This window comes from Bacillus cereus group sp. MYBK139-1 (assembly GCF_051916915.1).
In the GTDB taxonomy this organism is placed as follows: domain Bacteria; phylum Bacillota; class Bacilli; order Bacillales; family Bacillaceae_G; genus Bacillus_A; species Bacillus_A pacificus.
Genome location: NZ_JBQAHO010000004.1, coordinates 410,296 through 429,162, shown reverse-complemented (window position 1 = coordinate 429,162; position 18,867 = coordinate 410,296). Strand labels below are relative to the sequence as shown.

The following is an 18,867-nucleotide window of genomic DNA, read 5'->3' as shown; positions in this document are numbered from 1 at the left end:
AGCAGTAACAGAAGCAGTAGCGGTTTGACTCTTTTCAACGGTAAACTTGATAGGGTTTTGATTTAAGTCGTAATGAGTAGGAGCCTTCGTTTCAATAAACTGATAGTCACCTGGACGTAAATCAGAAACAGAAATTTTTCCGTCTTTATTAGTAGTTAAATTAGAACGAACATCATTGCCGTTCATATCAACGATTTTAAATACTGCGCCTTCAAGAGTAGCCCCGTCGATATCGTCGACTTTCGTTAATTCCACAGCGCCCTTTGTTAAGCTATTCTTAGCAGTAACAGAAGCAGTAGCGGTTTGACTCTTTTCAACGGTAAACTTGATAGGGTTTTGATTTAAGTCGTAATGAGTAGGAGCCTTCGTTTCAATAAACTGATAGTCACCCGGACGTAAATCAGAAACAGAAATTTTTCCGTCTTTATTAGTAGTTAAATTAGAACGAACGTGATTGCCGTTCATATCAACGATTTTAAATACTGCGCCTTTAAGAGCAGAACCGTCGACGTCATCAACTTTCTTTAATTCCACAGCACCCTTCGTTAAGCTATTCTTAGCAGTAACAGAAGCAATTTTTTCTTGCCCTTTTTTAACTGTGAACTTAATAGGTGTTTCGTTTAAGTCATAATGAGTAGGAGCTTTTGTTTCGATAAACTCATAGTCTCCTGGTGGTAATTCATCCACAACTAAACGGCCGTTTTTATCAGTAGTTAAATCCGTACGGACGTCGTGTCCATCCTTATTAACAATTTTAAATACCGCACCCTCGAGTGTTGTGTTTTCTTCAACATCATCCACTTTAATTAACTCCACACTACCTTTCGTTAAGCTGTTAGTAGCTGTAACGAAAACATGTTTTGTTTGACTTCTTTCAATTGTGAACTTAATCGGATCTTCATTTAAGTCATAATATTTTGGAGCTTTCGTTTCAATAAATTGATAGTCTCCAGGTTGTAAGTCTTTAGCGATGATTTTTCCGTCTTTATTGGTAACTAAATTCGTACGAATATCATTACCGTTCATATCAGTAATTTTAAATACCGCACCTTCTAGCGTTTCTTTCGCATCTAAAGAGTCAACTTTCGTTAATTCAACGCCACCCTTAGTTAAGCCATTTTTAGCAGTAACAGAAACGTGAGTTGTTTGGCTTTTCTCGATAGTGAAAGGAATAGGTGTTTTATTTAAATCATAATCTTTCGGAGCTTTCGTTTCCACGAATTGATAATCTCCTGGTCTTAAATTAGAAGCAGAAACTTTCCCGTCTTTATCAGTAGTTAAATTTGTGCGAACAATTTTACCTTTCGCATCAATAATGTTAAATACTGCATCAGAAAGTTTTGTATCTTGATTTATATCGTCCACTTTAATTAACTCTACCGCACCTTCAATTAAGCTGTTCTTAGCAGTGACTTGTAACTTCTCTGCTTGGCTTTTCTCAATTGTAAATTTAATTGGTGTAGCATCTAGTTTATAGTGCTTAGGAGCTGTTGTTTCAATAAATTGATAGTCTCCAGGATGTAAATCAGAAATAGAAACTTTCCCTTTCGCATCTGTCGTAATGCCAGTGCGAACGTCATTGCCGTTCATATCAACAATTTTAAATACCGCACCTTCAAGAGCTGTACCGTCGATATCATCCATTTTAGAAAGTTCTACCGCACCTTTTGTTAAACTATTTTTAGCAGTAACAGAAATCGGTTCAGCTTGTCCTTTTTCGATAGTGAAAGGAATTGGTTCTTTATTTAAATCGTAATGTTTTGGAGCCTTTGTCTCGACGAATTGATAATCACCTGGACGTAGGTCGTTAATTTCAATTTTTCCTTTACTATTTGTAACAAGGTCTTTATGAATTACAGTACCGTTCATATCAACAATGTTAAATACTGCGCCTTCAAGAGTAGTACCATCGACGTCATCTACTTTAGAAAGTTCAACTCCACCTTTTGTTAAACTATTTTTCATAGTAACAGTAGCAATATCTTTTTGGCTTTTTTCAACTGTAATTACAATTGGTTTTTTGTCTAAATCATAATGCTGTGGAGCCGTTGTTTCGACAAATTGATACGTACCAGGACGTAAATTTTCAACAACGATCTTTCCTTCATTATTTGTTTTTAAATCTGTTTTAAGCACTTTTCCGTTTTGGTCTAGTAAATTAAATACCGCATCAGAAAGTTTCATTTGATCGTTTAGATCATCTACTTTAAGTAGTTCAATACTACCTTGTTGTAAGCTATTTTTAGCAGTTAAAGAAATAGCTTTCTTCTGTCCTTTTTCAATAGTGAAATGGATTGGCGTTTCATCTAAAACGTAATGCTTAGGAGCTTTCGTTTCGATGAATTGATAATCACCCGGACGTAGGTCATTGATTTCGATTTTTCCTTTACTATTTGTAACAAGATCTTTATGAATTACAGTACCGTTCATATCAACAATGTTAAATACTGCGCCTTCAAGTTTAGTATCATCGATGTCATCTACTTTAGAAAGTTCAACGCCACCTTTTGTTAGAGCGTTTTTAGCCGTAATATGAAGAGTTTCAGTTTGGCTTTTCTTAATTGTAAATTTGATCGGTTTTTTATTTAAATCGTAATGTTCAGGAGCTATTGTCTCAACGAATTGATACGTGCCAGGACGTAGGTTTTCAACAACGATTTTTCCCTCATCATTTGTTTTTAAGCCTTCTTCAGCTATCTCTCCGTCTGCATCTAATAAATTAAATACAGCATTAGCGAGCTTCGTATCAGTATCAATATCGTCAATTTTTGTTAATTCAACGCTACCTTTTTTCAACGTATTTTTACCTGTAACAGTAATTTTCTCTGTTTGACTTCTTTCAATTGTAAATGGAATCGGTTTCTCATCTAACACATAATGTTCAGGAGCAGCTGTTTCAATAAACTGATAGTCACCCGGACGTAAATTAGAAACAGAAATTTCACCATTGTCATCTGTAACAAGGTTTGTGCGAACTTCGTTACCATTCATATCAACAATTTTAAAGATTGCACCTTTCAGCATTGTACGATCGATGTCATCGATTTTGGTTAAAATGACGCCACCCTTCGTTAAGCTGTTAGTTGCGGTAACGCTAATATTTTCTTTTTGACTTTTTCCGATAGTGAACGGAATAGGATCTTTTCTTAAGTCATAGTCTTTTGGAGCTTTTACTTCAATAAATTGATAGTCACCTGGACGTAAATCAGAAGCAGAAACTTTACCGTGTTCATCGGTAGTTAATCCTTTACGAACTACCTTTTTCGTATCATGAGCATCAACAATGATAAATTCTGCGCCTTCAAGAGTAACGCCATCAACGTCATCAACTTTTGTTAAAGTAACGCCACCTGTAAGTAAACTATTTGTTACAGTGACAGGGATTGGAAGATCATCCTTGCTACCTTTTTTAATTGTGAACTTAATAGGTGTTTGATCTAATTTATAATGTTCAGGAGCTGATGTTTCAATAAACTGATAATCTCCTGGTGCTAAATCAGGAATAACTAGTACTCCGTAATCATTTGTTTTTAAATCTTTCGCAATTTCTTTGCCAGTTGCGTCTTGTAATGTGAACACTGCGCCGGCAAGAGCGATACTACTTTCCACATCATCTTCTTTAATAAGTTTAACTTTTCCTTTCGTTAAACTATTTTTAAATGTAAGTGGAAGAAGTTTTTGTTGTCCTTTTTCGATTGTAAATTCAATTGGTTCTACATTTACATCATAATAAGTTGGGGCCTTTGTTTCGATAAGTTTATAGTTACCAGGACGTAAGTCGTCTACAACTAACTTTCCTTCACTATTCGTAACAAGTTCCGCACGAACATCTTCATTCGTATCTCTATTAACAATTTTAAATACAGCACCTTCAAGTGTTTCCTTTTCATCTGCAGCATTCACTTTTGTTAATTCAATACCGCCTTTTGTTAAGCTGTTTTTAGCAGTAACAGTAGCCGACGTCGTTTGACTTTCTGTGATCGTAAATTTAATCGGATTTGTATTTTTATCGTAATACTTCGGTGCTGTTACTTCGATAAATTTATAATCGCCAGGGCGTAAGCCGGTAGCGACAGCTTTACCATCTGCACCAGTTTTTATATTTTCGCGAATGACTTTCTTTTCATCATTAGCATCAACAATTTTAAATACTGCACCTTCAAGAGCTGTGCCATCGATATCATCAACCTTCGTTAATTCAACATCTCCTGGTTTTAAAGCATTTTCAGCTTTCACAAGTAGCGTTTCTTTTTGATTTCTGTCGATTGTAAATTCAATAGGTTCTGCTCGTAAAACGTAATGTTCAGGAGCAGCTGTTTCAATAAATTTATACGTACCAGGACGTAACTTATCAGCTTTTGTTTTTCCATCAGCAGCTGTAGTTAGGTCAGTACGAACATCATTATTATTTACATCAACAATTTTAAATACGGCACCTTTTAGAGGTTTTTTATCACCGAATTCATCAAGTTTCAATAATTCCACTTCGCCTGTTTTTAAACTGTTTGTTGCCGTAACGGTAGCTAAAGATTGTTGGCTTTTGTCAATTGTAAACGTAATAGGATCTGTGTTTAACGTATAATCCTGTGGAGCTTTCGTTTCAATAAATTTATATGTGCCAGGCTCTAAGTCTTTAACAGTTACTTTACCATCCGCACCAGTTGTTACGTTTTCGCGAATAACTTTCTTTTCGTCATTAACATCAACAATTTTAAAGACCGCGTCTTTAAGAGCTGTACCATCGATGTCATCAACTTTAGTTAAAGTAACGCCACCTTTAATGAGATGATTCGTTGCTGTAACAGTAACTGCTTTCTTTTGACTTTTTACAATTGTAAACTCAATTGGTTTTTTATCTATGTCGTAATCTTTCGGTGCTTTTTCTTCGACAAATTGATAGTCTCCAGGGCGTAAATCTTTTGCTTCGATTTGTCCTTGATCATTTGTCGTTAATTTTTCATATCCACGAATTACATTGTTATGTCGATCTCGTACACTGAACTCCGCACCTGATAAAGTTTTTCCATCTTTATCGACTTTTGTTAAAATGGCCGAACCTGGAATCAAGCTGTTTGTTGCAGTGCGGTTTATTACTGTTGTTTGATCTTCCGTGATTTTAACCTCAATCAGTCGATCATCTAATTTATAATGCTCAGGAGCCTTTGTTTCTTGTAAGTAGTAAGTTCCTGGTTTTAAATGATCTACAGTAATTTGTCCTTTATCATTTGTTGTTAATTTTTCGTGTTCTGAAATTATTTTTTTGTCTTTATCAAGTAGTGTGAAAACGGCACCTTGTAGTGTTACGTTTTTGTTCAGGTCATCAGACTTTGTTAAAACTACTTTCCCGACAAACTTCTTATTTACAAGTTTATATGTTGTAGTCTCTTGTGTACCAAGTTCAACAATTTTCCCTTGTTTTAAATCCCAGCTAATTACATAGCCTTCAGGAGCCTTTGTTTCTTTTAATAAATATTTATCGCGTTTTAAGTTATTAAATTTAGCGATACCATCTTTGTCTGTTGTAATTTTACGGATAACAGTTTTACCTGTACGATCGTATAAAGTAAATTCTGCTCCAGCTAATGGAGTGTTCTTATTGTCGTTATCTACCTTTATAATCTCAAGGTTTCCACGACCTTTAGTAGCAGATCCTCCGCCGGAACCGGAAGACATTCGTACTTCAATCGTTTCGGTAGTTTCTGTATTTGTTACTGTTAACTTATTGCCTGTGATTTTTGCTTTATTACTTACTTTTTCTTTATCGTCTGCATTAATAAATGAACGATATTCTAAAATATAAGCTCGATCAATTTTCTTCAAGAAAGCAATTTCAAAATGTTGCTTTCCGGTATTATTGTCTGTTGTTATTTTGAGTTTATAGTCTGTTCCTTGTTTTAATTCATTTGCTGTATCTTTTGTTACATTTCCATAGTAATCGACAGTTGTAGGATATAAGTGGAATGAATCTTCCACAAGTACTTGATTGTCTGTTGGATCGTCTGTTACAACTGCGTCTGCAATGGTCGATTGGCTTTCATTAATTGCAATACTCCAATTAATATAGTTGTCATCTTGCACAGCTTTTTTAGTAACGAAGCTGCCACCTTTATTTACTTGAGCATCACCTTTAAGAGTGTTTACAATTTTAGAGCCATCTTTCAACTCTGCCTCGTTTTTGTAGGTGCCTTGGATAAGTTCACCATCGAGGCTTGTTTTAAAGATAATATAGTAAGGTGAATTAATTGATTGTTTGAAATGAACCTTTAGGGTGTTTTTATTTTTCTCTGTAGGTTCTTCAAGTTCATATTTCTCAGTTGGTACAGCATTACCAGGTTGTGCATTATTAGGACTTCCATTTAAAATCATATCGCGCACTTCAATGGATCCTGGTACTAACTTTTGTTTATCTTGTATTACGTCTATAATATATGGATCTTTAATCTCAACATTATTATAATTAAAACCTATTATCCAAGTGATTTCTTTCGTTTGGGCGTTATAAGAACCGTATTTATATCCATTCGCCTTTGTGAAAGTATCAGGATCAAAGTCCGCTTCAACTTTATTTGATTGTGGATTGGACCCTGCATCTATCCAAGATAGGTTACCTGTATTTTTAAATGAAGTTTTACCACTTTCTAATTTTGTATAGTCAAAGTCTGTCGTATATTTTACGATTAATGTCTTTGTCATATTAGACTGATATGTACCTATAAGGGTAATTTTGAAACCTTTATCTGTTACATCTAAAATATAATCAGTCCCAGCTTGAAGGGTATAATCTCCGTCTTTAATTTCTAGTTTTTTATCTTTTAATTGTAATCCACCATGGTCAAAGGTATCCGTAATGATCGCGTTGTTTAATGGATAGTTGTTATTATTTACCGTAATTGTCCAGGTTGTTGTTTTGTCTTTATAGTTTGTTTCAGCTTTATTATTAGATTTAATAATATTTTGCTGCTTGAAGCCAACTTCATTTTCTTTACTTGAACCATTATCAGCTGTAACTGTATTTTTTACTTTTCCATCTTTTATGACATTACCAGTTGGCTTTGTTTTATAGGAAATTACATAAGCACTATTAATATCCTCATTAAACTGTAAGTCGAATCCATTCTTCTTGTTACTTACAGTGTAATTATTAACAGTATCTCCTGTTACAAGCCTTCCATTATCATCGTAGGAAGCGTTTTTCACAACGATAGAATTTGCATCTAGTTCATGTGTATCGTCAAAAATATCTTTTAAAAGTGCATCAGTTTTTTTGATATTTTTTTGATCACCGTTGTAAGTAATTGTCCATTCAATCGTTTGCGTCTTTGGATCATATTTACTTGTTTTGTTTAAATGTGTACCACGAGAAACCGTTACAGTAGAGCTTGCGTTTTGTTGTTTTTGATTATCACTCGTTATCGTAACGTTATTTCGGAAGTCTTTTACATTTTCATCAGTAATTTTTGTGGCATATTCGATTTGGTATGCTTTACTGATATTCTCCTTAAAAGCAATCTCCAATTTTGAACCATCTGATGAAATAATTTTGTAATCTTCTGGATCGGCTTCTTTACCACGTGTTGCGTTCCCGTTAACATCGACTTCTAAATAATAAACTTTAATAGAATCTTTATTTAAGCTTGTACCTTGTGGGATGTTATCTTTAAAAACGGCGTTTTTAAGGGTATCTTTCGTTTTATTCATCTCTACTGTCCAATTAATTTCATTTGTATTAATTGGTCTATCAGGTAACCCCTTTTTGTTCGTGGCTGTTTGTACATTAGGCTTAAAGTCAACTGTAATAGAAACATCGTTATCTTTAATTGGGAAAGGAATTTCTTGTGTTGTTGTACCTTTAATTTCAGCTTTATTAAATTCTGTCTTTAATTGTAGGTTACCAACAACATCTGGATGTTCTTCAACATAATCGTTAAATGTCATCGTGACTTTTCCATCTTTTGTAACAATAAAGTTACCAATTGGATTGTTTTCACTATCGTATAAAGGACTGTTAATTGTATTGTAAATCTTAAAGTGTTTAGGAAGATCAAAAATATAGTAATCTCCACTTTTAACATTCATCGATTTTAAAAGTTCCCATGTAAACTCAATATTGGCAGGGGAATCTGTACTTGGACGGTTATCCTCTGTAAATGGTTTTCCGTCTTTATCCGTCAATTTTACACCCGTTAAAATGTTTGTTGTTATTTGCTTTGGACCTGAATTTGTACTCTCAGCAGGATCGCTTGCTAGATTTTGTTCTTGGTTATCAGCAGCAGGTTTAGTTGCTGGATTTTGTTCCGGATTGTCAGTAGCAGGTTTAGTTGCTGGATTTTGTTCCGGATTGTCAGTAGCAGGTTTAGTTGCTGGATTTTGTTCCGGATTGTCAGTAACAGGTTTAGTTGCTGAGTTTTGTTCCGGATTATCAGTAACAGGTTTAGTTGCTGAATCTTGCTCCGGATTATCAGTAGCAGGTTTAGCTACTGGATCTGGCACTTGTTTATTAGTATCCTGTTTGGTGCCATCTTCTTTAGAATCTTCTACTTGAATAGGAACTGTTATAGGCTGAACCAGTGTGCCTAAAGGAAAAGCGATTTGAACTGATTTCTCTTCAGTTTTTAAAGTTGGGTTAAACACAGTATCAATTTTAATTTTTCCCTTAGTATCTTTCGAATTTTCTACTTGATCATTAAATATTAGTTTTAATTTATTATCTTTAGCTGTTATAAAATATTGACCAATATTTTTTTGATCTGTTACTAAATCTCCTTGCAAATCTTTAGATACTTTTAATGCAAGTGGTATTTGAATTACTGCTATATCGTTTGCATGTACAACTTGTTGATCCTTTATTGACCAAGCATATTCTACTTGAATGGTTGATCCTATCTTTATTAAGTTGTTAGGATTTTTTGCTTCGTCAATAATATGATCTGTTGCATCTTTCATCTCAACATTGTCAAATAATGAAGTTTCCTTTAAAGTCTCAGCTTTTGCTTGATTGTACGGGAAACTAATAAACTGTGAAAATAGTACAAATACAATTAAACATATATTGAAAAGTTTTTTCATTTTGCCTCCTTTGAACATTCATTTGTTCACTGAGGAATATATTCCACATGAACAAATGGAATATAAAAAAAGTTAATTGTTATAAAGTATTTGTTGCTAATATCCCTCCGTTTCTATGTACGTTCTCTGGCAGAATAGAGGTTTAATCAAAGGCATATATAAAGTAACGTAAAAATCTGGACTAGACATAATTCGACAAAAAATGTCGAAAGTATGCTGATAAAAGGAACGATATCAGACCTTTATATACAAGAGTATTTTCTTGTGAATGTGTTACGAACTGAATAGTTATAAAGGTAAGTTTTACGATACATGCTAACCAAAGTAATGTATCCCAAGTTGAAAGTTTGTTTTTGCTTTAAAGTTGTGTGGAAAAAATCTGAATAAGGTTGATTTTGGTTAGGGTGAAGACAATATGTACTTTGAAAATATTCATTTATGTAATATGAATTTGAAATAATTGTATCTTAGGAAGTTCATTTATTACATTTATGAAAATTAACTTTTTGCCTAGAGAGCTGTACAATTTGTGGACCGAAGTTAAGATGATACAGTTCCTTTTTGGATTTAGTAGAATATAAGGTATTTATAATATTCGACTAAATCATTACTGCGGTCATTTTTGAAGCTGCTTTACATAATAAAAAAGAAGGTATCCCTTTTGATAATAGCGTTATCTTCTCTTGAAGATGATTATGAATAACCTTCGCTAAAGATTATATACTTAAATGATAAAGAGTTCAACAGCGGTTTAACAAATATTTTCCAAAAATTAAAAATGACCGTTTTAATAGAGAAATTCTAAAAAACGGTCATTTTTAATTTTATATTTCTGTTAAAATAATCGGTTCGCCGCGTGTTACGACAACTGTATGTTCACATTGTGCAACAAGGCTTTTATCAGGTGTAACGAATGTCCAACCATCATCGCCACGTTCGATAATATGATCAGCTTTCATAGAAATGAATGGCTCTACAGCGATAACAAGACCGTCTTTTAGAAGCGCATTATCCATTGGATCAAAATAGCTTAAAATGTGGTTTGGTGCTTCATGTAAGCTAAGACCAATACCGTGACCAGTTAAGTTTTGAATAACATTGTATCCATTTTTATGTGCAAAGTTTGAAACGGCACGACCAATTTGGTTTTGTTTTGAACCAGCTTTCACCTTTTTCATTGCTGCCCAAAAGGCATCAACAGCTGCTTGGCAAAGCTTTTCTTTTGCTTCATCTTCTCCAAGTACAAATGAAATACCTGTATCTGCATAATAACCATCAAGTGCTGCAGATACGTCGACATTTACAAGGTCGCCTTCTTTTAATACACGATCACCTGGAATACCGTGAGCAACTTCTTCGTTTACACTGATGCAAGTTACGCCAGGGAAATCATATTCTTTTTCAGGTGCAGAAATAGCACCATGCTCATCTAATACTTTTTTACCGATCAAATCAAGCTCTTTCGTTGTCATACCTGGCTTCGCTTCTTTTTTCATTTCTTCACGTGCAAGCGCAACGATGCGACCGATTTTTCGTAAGCCTTCTAAATCTTGTTCATTACGAATAATCATGAAAACCACTGTCCTTCCTCGAATATATATCTTACCCGATTGTATCATGTTTATTTTCGTCCTGCTACTCGCTTGCAGTATGGCGGATTGATTCCTCTCATAAAGAATACATGACAATTGTCATATCGATGTCATGACGCATCATACTGTTTCCTAAGTTTTCCAAGTAATACAATGTAAATATAAGAAACAGCGGAGGTGGAGAGATGGAAAAGATTATTGAAGTAAATAGTGTTTCTAAAACATTTAAACATAAAAAAGCAGTAAATAACGTTTCATTTCATGTGAATAAAGGAGAAATCGTAGCATTGCTTGGACCGAATGGTGCAGGGAAAACGACGACGATGTCGATAATGCTTGGATTAAAGGATCCGACGGAAGGAACGATTTCTACATTTGGAAAGAGTCCAAAGCATAGAGATGTTCGTAATAGAATCGGCGCGATGCTACAAGAAGTAAGTGTCATTGATAGCATTACGGTGGAAGAGGCAATTGAGTTATTCCGTAGCTATTATACGAACCCGGTAGCGAAAGAAACGTTGCTACAGTTATCGAATTTAAAATCGGAACGAAAACAAAGATGCGAGAAATTATCAGGTGGTCAAAAGAGAAGGTTAAATTTTGCACTCGCATTTGCAGGAAATCCAGATTTGCTATTTTTAGATGAGCCGACAGTTGGAATGGATATTACGTCTCGAAGAACATTTTGGGAAACAATTCGAAAGTTAGCAAGTGAAGGGAAAACGATTATTTTAACGACGCATTATTTAGAAGAAGCAGACGCATTAGCAAATCGTATTTTATTGTTTGCGAATGGAAAGATTATCGCAGATGGTACACCAGATGCGATGAAAGCAACGATTTCACGAAAAACAATCACGTTTTATTCGAAGGAAAGTATTCCTGCAAAATTACTAAAAGAATTACCAAACGTAACAGAAGTACAATCAAAAGAAGGACACTTCACTTTAGCAACAGAAGATACAGATGCAACGTTAAGAGCAATTTATGAAAAGAACTTACCTGTAACAGATGTTTCTGTTGAACGTGGAAGCCTTGATGAAGCATTTGAACAGTTTATCACAAATCAGGAGGGGGAAATCGCATGAGAGCTTTATGGATGCAATGCAAAATAGAAATTTTACGTACGTTTCGTAATAAATTGTTTATCTTTTTCTCATTATTAATGCCAGTTATGTTTTATTACATTTTCACAAATGTGGTTCAAGTGCCACAAAACGGAGATGCGTGGAAAGCACATTATTTAATCTCAATGGCAACGTTCAGTATTGTAGGGACAGCACTTTTTAGTTTCGGTGTGAGAATTTCTCAAGAAAAAGGGCAGGGTTGGACACATCTTTTAAAAATTACACCACTTCCAGAGGGAGCGTATATAACAGCGAAGATTATCGCTCAAACTGTAGTGAATGCTTTTTCAATCTTAGTTATCTTTATCGCAGGAATATTAATTAATCATGTTGAGTTAACAGTAGGGCAATGGATTGGTGCTGGATTATGGTTGTTGTTAGGTGTCACACCATTTTTAGCGTTAGGGACAGTAATAGGTTCTATTAAGAAGGCGGATGCTGCTGCGGGCTTAGCGAATATTTTAAATATGTGTTTAGCAATTCTTGGTGGTCTATGGATGCCGATCGAAGTATTCCCGAAAATATTAAGATCTATTAGTGAATGGACACCAACATATCATTTTGGAAGCGGCGCATGGGATATTGTAGCTGGAAAATCAATTGGTTGGGAAAATATCGCGGTATTAGGAGGCTATTTCCTTATATTTGTTGTAGTATCAATATATATAAGAAAAAGACAGGAAGCGGTATAAATGACAGAGAAGAAGAGGATTGAGATTTTTCCGAAACATATGGGGTTCTTTCCGTATATGTTTCTTGTGTATTTGTTATTTCCAATTTACCATTTAGCGCAAGTGTCAGGATGGAAGCTTGTGCTAGGGAGCGGTATGTTGATACTTTTTATTATTACATACCGTCAACTTTATTTTGTTCAGAAGACGTTTGTTTTGTGGGCATGTATACAGATGGTGCTCATCTATTTATTTGCTTTATTTTATAATCCCTTCATGATATTCTTTGGCTTTTTCACGGCAAGTGCGATGGGATTTGCACCAAGTAAGAAAGTATTTCGGATATTACTATGTTTGTTAGTTGTAATGCTTGGAGCATTTGTATTTGTAAATATGAATCAACTAACACCGACAAGTTTAGTAAATATCGTTCCGATGTTTATTTTAATGCTTCTTACACCATTTGGAATGCGTAATTTTAATCAAAAAAAGATGTTAAGAAATCAATTAAACGAAGCGAATGAGCAAATTAAAGACTTAGTAAAACGTGAAGAGAGGCAGCGTATTGCAAGAGATCTTCATGATACGCTCGGGCATACGCTATCACTCATTACTTTAAAGAGTCAGCTCGTGGAGAAATTAATTGTAAAAAATCCGGAGCGTGCAAGTGCGGAAGCAAAGGAAATTACACAAACATCTCGCACGGCATTAAAACAGCTCAGGGAATTAATTTCTGATATGCGTATGATTACAGTAGAAGAAGAGCTTGAGCAAATAAAAGCGATCTTACAAGCTGCTAATGTTGAATTAGAGATCAAACAAGAAACGAGTGCAAGTTCGCTATCACCCATTGAACAAAATATTTTAGGAATGTGTTTACGTGAGGCTGTTACGAATGTTGTAAAGCATAGTAAGGCGACGCGGTGCATAGTTTCTGTACTAGAATCACAAGGTGAATTAATTTTGACAGTAGAAGATAACGGAATCGGTTTAGCGGATCAAAATCACGATGGGAATGGTATTCGTGGTATGAAGGAGCGAATCGCTCTTATTGATGGATTTGTTGAACTGGGTACGATTAATCCAGGAACACTATTAACAGTAAAAGTCCCAGTTGTTATTAGAACAGGAAAAGATGAGGTGAAGGCATGATTCGAATTATTATTGCAGAAGATCAGCGAATGCTTCGTGGTGCGTTAGGAGCCCTGCTTGATCTAGAAGATGATATTGAAGTAATTGGGCAAGCAGCGAACGGAGAAGAGGCGCTAAAACTAATCGAATCGTTAAAACCTGATGTAAGCATTATGGATATTGAAATGCCAATTCAAAGCGGATTAGATGTTGCAGAAACGTTGAAGAAAGAAAAATCGGCATGTAAAGTAATGATTTTAACAACATTTGCGCGCCCTGGATATTTTGAACGAGCAATGAAAGCTGGTGTGCACGGATATTTATTAAAAGATAGCCCAAGCGAGGATTTAGCTGCATCGATTCGCAACGTAATGAAAGGTAAACGAGAGATCTCTCAAGATTTAATGTTCGGCTTATGGCAGGAGCAAAATCCGTTATCAGATCGCGAAAAAGAAGTATTGCTACTTGCGAAAGAAGGAAAGACAGCAAATGAAATTGCAAAGACACTTTATCTTTCACCTGGTACAGTACGTAATTATATTTCTGAAGTATTAACGAAGCTTGATGCGAAAAATAGAATTGAGGCAATTACAATTGCGGAAGAAAAGGGATGGATATGAAAAGAAGTTTACCTATGAATGGTAAGCTTCTTTTTTCTTATAAACAAGTATTTCAATAGAGAGTTTCGTCACAGTCGCATCGCTCAGGATTTGAAGTATATCGTGTAATTTAGATTTTACTTCATTTTTCGACAAAAAATTTGTTATAGTAAGATTAGGTTGTTGATCTAAGTTTTGGACAACTTTACCACTAACAGTTGTGATTACTCCATTTTTATCTACTTTTACAATGAGATCTTGGCCATATACTTTATAGTTTTTATATGTTTGTGCAAGGCGAGCTTCGGTTTGATTTTCTTTTGTTGCTTTATTTGTAGGTTGGGAATCTATATTCATTTCAGTTGTCATTCACTTTTGTTGAGCTTCCGCCTCATTTATCTCACCTTTTAAATACTTTTTCAGCATATTTTTTCGTATCATTTTGAGGTTGTGTAATTTTTTAAGCGTTAAATTAGGCTAAGTAATTTCAAATTTTACTTCATTTTTGTCTAATTCTTGGGTGTGAATAACTTCTGCTACTGCTAATAAAGGAAAAAGAAGACCGAATGTAACGAAGGCACGGGCGAATTTTCTATAATTTATCTATAAAACCACTAATCTATTATTGTATGTGAGACGAATTGTATGAAGAATTTGCCGAATTTTATATATATTATGCATTATTTCATGTCAAAAATTGTCGAACTCACATTATTGTAGTGGTATGACAACTTAACAAATTATATTGTTATAATGGGATGGTGAGTAAGTATGCACGCAGAAAAATTAGGAAGTGAAATTAAGAAAATTAGGGTAATGCGGGGATTAACACAAAAACAGTTATCCGAGAACATATGTCATCAATCGGAAGTGAGCCGAATTGAATCAGGCGCAGTATACCCAAGTATGGATATATTGCAAGGTATTGCAGCAAAGTTACAAGTTCCCATTATTCATTTTTATGAGGTACTCATTTATTCAGATATTGAGAGGAAAAAGCAGTTTAAAGATCAAGTCATTACGCTATGTAAGCAAAAAAAGTATAAAGAGATTTATAATAGAGTATGGAATGAGCTGAAAAAGGAAGAATATCATCCCGAATTCCAGCAGTTTCTTCAATGGCAATATCATGTAGCAGCTTACATATTGAAGAAAATTGATTACGAATATTGTATTTTAGAATTAAAAAAATTGTTAAACCAACAATTAGCTGGAATAGATGTATACCAAAACCTCTATATAGAAAATGCAATCGCAAATATTTATGCTGAAAATGGCTATTTTAAGAAGAGTATTGAGTTATTTGAAGGTATATTGAAACAATTAGAGTCATTGCATGATAATGAAGAATTCGACGTGAAGGTAAGATATAATCATGCAAAAGCATTATACTTAGATAATCAATATGAACAAGCCTTATATCAAGTGAATAAGGCGATTGAAATATCTTGCCGAATTAATAGTATGGCATTAATTGGGCAGCTGTACTATCAAAGAGGTGAATGTCTAGAAAAGTTGGAGTATGATGAGGCAGAGATTGAAGATACATATAAGAAAGCAAGTTTCTTTTTTGATATATTAGAAATGCATGCATATAAAGAGGCAATCGTAAATAAAATCAATCAATGAATAACCCTAAAAAATGGATATGCATAATTGCATACGGCATGGATAAATTTTCATGATATATTAAAAGAAAAAATGTGGGTGATGGAATATGAAAAAATTACTTATTGGTAGTTTATTAACGTTAGCAATGGCATGGGGTATTTCATTAACAGATACAGCTTTAGAGAAAAGCCAAGTAATTTCTCATAATGATCAAGAGGTACAATTAGCTTCGGACCTACCTTTTGAATATTAAAAAACAACCGTCTTACTTAGACGGTTGTTTTTTTGTGGAGTAACCTCCAAACGTCTTTACTAGAAACGGGCTTGCTAATAAAGAATCCTTGAATGTGGTCACAGTTTTGCTCATATAAAAACTTCCATTGTTCTTCGGTCTCTACACCTTCTGCAATAACTTCTAAATTTAGTTGTTTTGATAGTGTAATAATGGCAGAAATAATCGCTTCCTCTAAAGGGCTAGTTGTAATTCCGCAAATAAATTCTCGAGCAATTTTTAATGTGTTAATTGGATATTTTGTTAAATAAGCTAAAGAACTATAACCAGTTCCAAAGTCATCAATTGAAATTTGAATACCAAGATTTTGAAGCTGTTCTAGTTTTGCAACTACAGATTGATTTTGATTAATGGCGATACTTTCTGTAATTTCCATATCTAGTGCTTCTGGTTTTAACTCTGTTTCTTCTAAAACCTTTGAAATAGTTGGAATTAAATCTGCATGGTTAAATTGAACAACAGATAAATTTACACCGACTTTTAAGTGAGAGAAACCTTGATTGTGCCATCTTTTTGCTTCTAAGCAAGCAGTACGTAAAATCCAATTTCCAAGTTCAATAATGAATCCAGTTTCCTCTGCTAGAGGAATAAATTGGGCCGGGGATACGATACCAAGCTTTGGATGTTTCCAACGAATTAATGCTTCGAAACCAATAATTTTTTTTGTTTTTGTGCTTACTTGTGGCTGGTATTCAAGGAAAAATTCATTTTGTTGTAGTGCTTTTGAAAGTTCGCCTTCTAAAAATTGGATTTCATTTTGAGCGATACTCATTTCTTTTGAGAAGAAAACAAATCTATTCTTTCCATTTGCCTTCGCGCGATACATAGCCATATCAGCATTTTTCATTAATTCTGTTACATCTGTTCCACAATCAGGGTACATTGCAATTCCGATACTCGGTGTAATAGATAGCTCTTCATCTTTAATGAAGAATGGTTTGTTTAAAATATTTAAAATTTGTTCAGCTATAAAAGCCGCACTTTTTTCTGAGTACATATCTGGTAATAGAATTGTAAACTCATCTCCGCCTTGGCGAGCAACGACATCCTTTGAACGTAAGCAACCGCGTAATCGTTTTGCTACTTCAATTAATAATAAGTCTCCGACGTCATGGCCGAGTCTATCATTAATTTTTTTGAATCGATCTAAATCAAGAAACATAACGGCAACATCATTTGCGCTAGTTTGAGCTGTATTTAAAATGTTTTTTAAATCCTTTTCGAATTTGCGGCGATTAGGCAACCCAGTAAGTGCATCATGAAAGGCTAAATGTTCTACTTGCTTTTGTTTTTCATATAAAGTTGTAATATCACGTGCTATGCCGAACATCCCAACAACTTCTTTGTTTATGAAAGTAGGGATGAGTGTAATGTGAAGGTAATAGTAATAACCTTCTTTTTCTTTTGTGCGAACTTCTAAAGTTTGTGGTCTACCTTCTTTCGTTAGTTGTAAAGCTTTCTTTAGTAAATCATGGTCTTTTGAGTCAATAAAGTGTAAAAGGGAATAGCTTTCTACTTCACAATAGTAGGCAGTAAATAAGCTTTCACAGGCTGTATTAGATTGTTGGAAAATACCATACATATTTAAAGAGAAAACAGCATCGGGATGATCTTCGAATAAAGATTTATAGCGTTGTTCACTCTTTGATAACGCAGATGCCCCTTCTTCAACTTCATCTTCTAGTTGTGTAGTCAGCTGTTCATATGTATCGATTAATACTTTATTATCTTTCCACATGTAAAGTTGTCGCAGGAATAACAAAATAAGTGATAATACGAGACCGATCAACATGAATTTATCATCCCAAGGTTGAAAGATAATAAAAGAAAAAGTAATGATTATACTAAAATAAGGTAATATAAAGCGCACATAATCAAACCGGTAATATTTAGTTTTCGTTTCGTGCTGCATTGGTTTATCCAAAATGTATAGTATGGACGATAAACCGATTAATAAAATTGAAGCAGTATGTATTAAGTAAGAGACTTCAGAAGAAGTTTCCATCCCTGCGTTTAATTGAAAGAGATGTATATATCCGTATACAAGTATGATAGTAAAGCCGATAATTAATGAGATTCTACTAGCAGAATATTGTTCTCGTCTATATAGACTAATAACGGCGTAAATGACTAATGATTGTGCAATAAAGTATCCAATTAAAACCCAATGATCTGTTGTTAACATACGAAAGCTTGAACGGTCCAAAATAAAAGCTAAGGTAAAATAAATATTCATAATAATGATAAAGATGCTATCGAATGAAAATTGAGCTAGGCCTCTAATAGAGTAATGTTTTATGAACTTTATAGCAAAGCCAGAAAAGAGCAAAATATATTGTACGATAAAAAAGGGTAATGCCGTATATGAGAATATGACTTGGTCATATATAGAAAGTGAATGAAGAAATAAAGTTATCTCCATTGTCAATCCACATAGGCAAGTGCATAGTAATAAAACCCAAAATAATTTATCACCGCGCTTCATTTTCTTAATAGCTTTATATAAGCAATAGCAAGAAAAGAGTGCAGCAAAACAAAATAAGAAGAGAATTCCAATTTCTTTTATATTCAAGTTCTTAGGAATAAGAAATATCCAAAGAGAAAATATAATTATATATATCATAACAAAGTGTACATATTTTTTTTGATTAATCATATTATGACTCCGTTTCAATAAAGTTGAATCACAGGTGGAAAATGCTAATTCCAATCATAGCATATAAAATAGGGTGTTTTTTACTAGAAAAATTACTTTTTTTGAAAAAAATAGCTCAACAT

Annotated in this window: 10 protein-coding genes; 6 read left to right on the top strand and 4 right to left on the bottom strand. The window is 34.1% G+C overall.

The window, feature by feature from the left end; genetic code table 11:
* Positions 1–9,066: SpaA isopeptide-forming pilin-related protein (locus ACTFRS_RS22700; protein ID WP_440024961.1), on the bottom strand; the 9,066-nt coding region annotated here is incomplete at its 3' end.
* A gap of 824 nt (positions 9,067–9,890) precedes the next feature.
* Positions 9,891–10,685, bottom strand: a complete 795-nt coding sequence (map, locus tag ACTFRS_RS22695) for a type I methionyl aminopeptidase (RefSeq protein ID WP_002096176.1) — start codon at positions 10,683–10,685, stop codon at positions 9,891–9,893.
* A gap of 158 nt (positions 10,686–10,843) precedes the next feature.
* Between map and ACTFRS_RS22690 the strand changes: the two genes are divergently transcribed.
* Genes ACTFRS_RS22690 through ACTFRS_RS22675 form a run of 4 tightly spaced genes read left to right on the top strand, consistent with a single transcriptional unit; the run spans position 10,844 to position 14,207 of the window.
* Positions 10,844–11,746: an ABC transporter ATP-binding protein gene (locus tag ACTFRS_RS22690; RefSeq protein ID WP_139868517.1), complete on the top strand. Its 903-nt coding sequence runs from the start codon at positions 10,844–10,846 to the stop codon at positions 11,744–11,746.
* A complete protein-coding gene (locus ACTFRS_RS22685; RefSeq protein ID WP_001202426.1) occupies positions 11,743–12,477 on the top strand; it encodes an ABC transporter permease in 735 nt (244 codons plus the stop codon). Before ACTFRS_RS22690 ends, ACTFRS_RS22685 begins: the two co-directional genes overlap by 4 nt.
* On the top strand, positions 12,478–13,608 hold the full coding sequence (locus ACTFRS_RS22680; protein WP_139868515.1) for a sensor histidine kinase: 1,131 nt from the start codon (positions 12,478–12,480) through the stop codon (positions 13,606–13,608).
* Positions 13,605–14,207 (top strand): response regulator transcription factor, encoded by a 603-nt coding sequence (locus ACTFRS_RS22675; protein WP_000619255.1) that lies wholly within the window; start codon positions 13,605–13,607, stop codon positions 14,205–14,207. The genes ACTFRS_RS22680 and ACTFRS_RS22675 overlap by 4 nt, the downstream gene beginning before the upstream one ends.
* Before the next feature lie 12 nt (positions 14,208–14,219).
* On the opposite strand, the gene ACTFRS_RS22670 is transcribed toward ACTFRS_RS22675, so the two are convergent.
* Positions 14,220–14,543, bottom strand: coding sequence for a bacillolysin (locus ACTFRS_RS22670; RefSeq protein WP_113711314.1), 324 nt, complete (start codon positions 14,541–14,543; stop codon positions 14,220–14,222).
* 414 nt (positions 14,544–14,957) lie between these two features.
* Between ACTFRS_RS22670 and plcR the strand changes: the two genes are divergently transcribed.
* Together plcR and papR are read left to right on the top strand one after the other, a co-directional pair.
* Entirely contained in the window at positions 14,958–15,815 is an 858-nt protein-coding gene (plcR, locus tag ACTFRS_RS22665) for a transcriptional regulator PlcR (RefSeq protein WP_139868513.1), read from the top strand.
* 88 nt (positions 15,816–15,903) lie between these two features.
* Complete coding sequence (papR, locus tag ACTFRS_RS22660) at positions 15,904–16,050, top strand: quorum-sensing peptide PapR (RefSeq protein WP_000734741.1); 147 nt, start codon at positions 15,904–15,906, stop codon at positions 16,048–16,050.
* Between the two features lie 16 nt (positions 16,051–16,066).
* On the opposite strand, the gene ACTFRS_RS22655 is transcribed toward papR, so the two are convergent.
* Complete coding sequence (locus ACTFRS_RS22655; RefSeq protein WP_139868511.1) at positions 16,067–18,745, bottom strand: DUF4084 domain-containing protein; 2,679 nt, start codon at positions 18,743–18,745, stop codon at positions 16,067–16,069.
* Between the last annotated feature and the right edge of the window lie 122 nt (positions 18,746–18,867).

Excerpts from the sequence above, each read along its gene's own strand:
- ACTFRS_RS22670 (WP_113711314.1), bottom strand. The coding sequence starts at position 14,543 with ATGAATATAGATTCCCAACCTACAAATAAAGCAACAAAAGAAAATCAA.
- ACTFRS_RS22675 (WP_000619255.1), top strand. The coding sequence starts at position 13,605 with ATGATTCGAATTATTATTGCAGAAGATCAGCGAATGCTTCGTGGTGCG.
- ACTFRS_RS22655 (WP_139868511.1), bottom strand. The coding sequence starts at position 18,745 with ATGATTAATCAAAAAAAATATGTACACTTTGTTATGATATATATAATT.
- map (WP_002096176.1), bottom strand. The coding sequence starts at position 10,685 with ATGATACAATCGGGTAAGATATATATTCGAGGAAGGACAGTGGTTTTC.
- ACTFRS_RS22685 (WP_001202426.1), top strand. The coding sequence starts at position 11,743 with ATGAGAGCTTTATGGATGCAATGCAAAATAGAAATTTTACGTACGTTT.
- ACTFRS_RS22680 (WP_139868515.1), top strand. The coding sequence starts at position 12,478 with ATGACAGAGAAGAAGAGGATTGAGATTTTTCCGAAACATATGGGGTTC.
- papR (WP_000734741.1), top strand. The coding sequence starts at position 15,904 with ATGAAAAAATTACTTATTGGTAGTTTATTAACGTTAGCAATGGCATGG.
- plcR (WP_139868513.1), top strand. The coding sequence starts at position 14,958 with ATGCACGCAGAAAAATTAGGAAGTGAAATTAAGAAAATTAGGGTAATG.
- ACTFRS_RS22690 (WP_139868517.1), top strand. The coding sequence starts at position 10,844 with ATGGAAAAGATTATTGAAGTAAATAGTGTTTCTAAAACATTTAAACAT.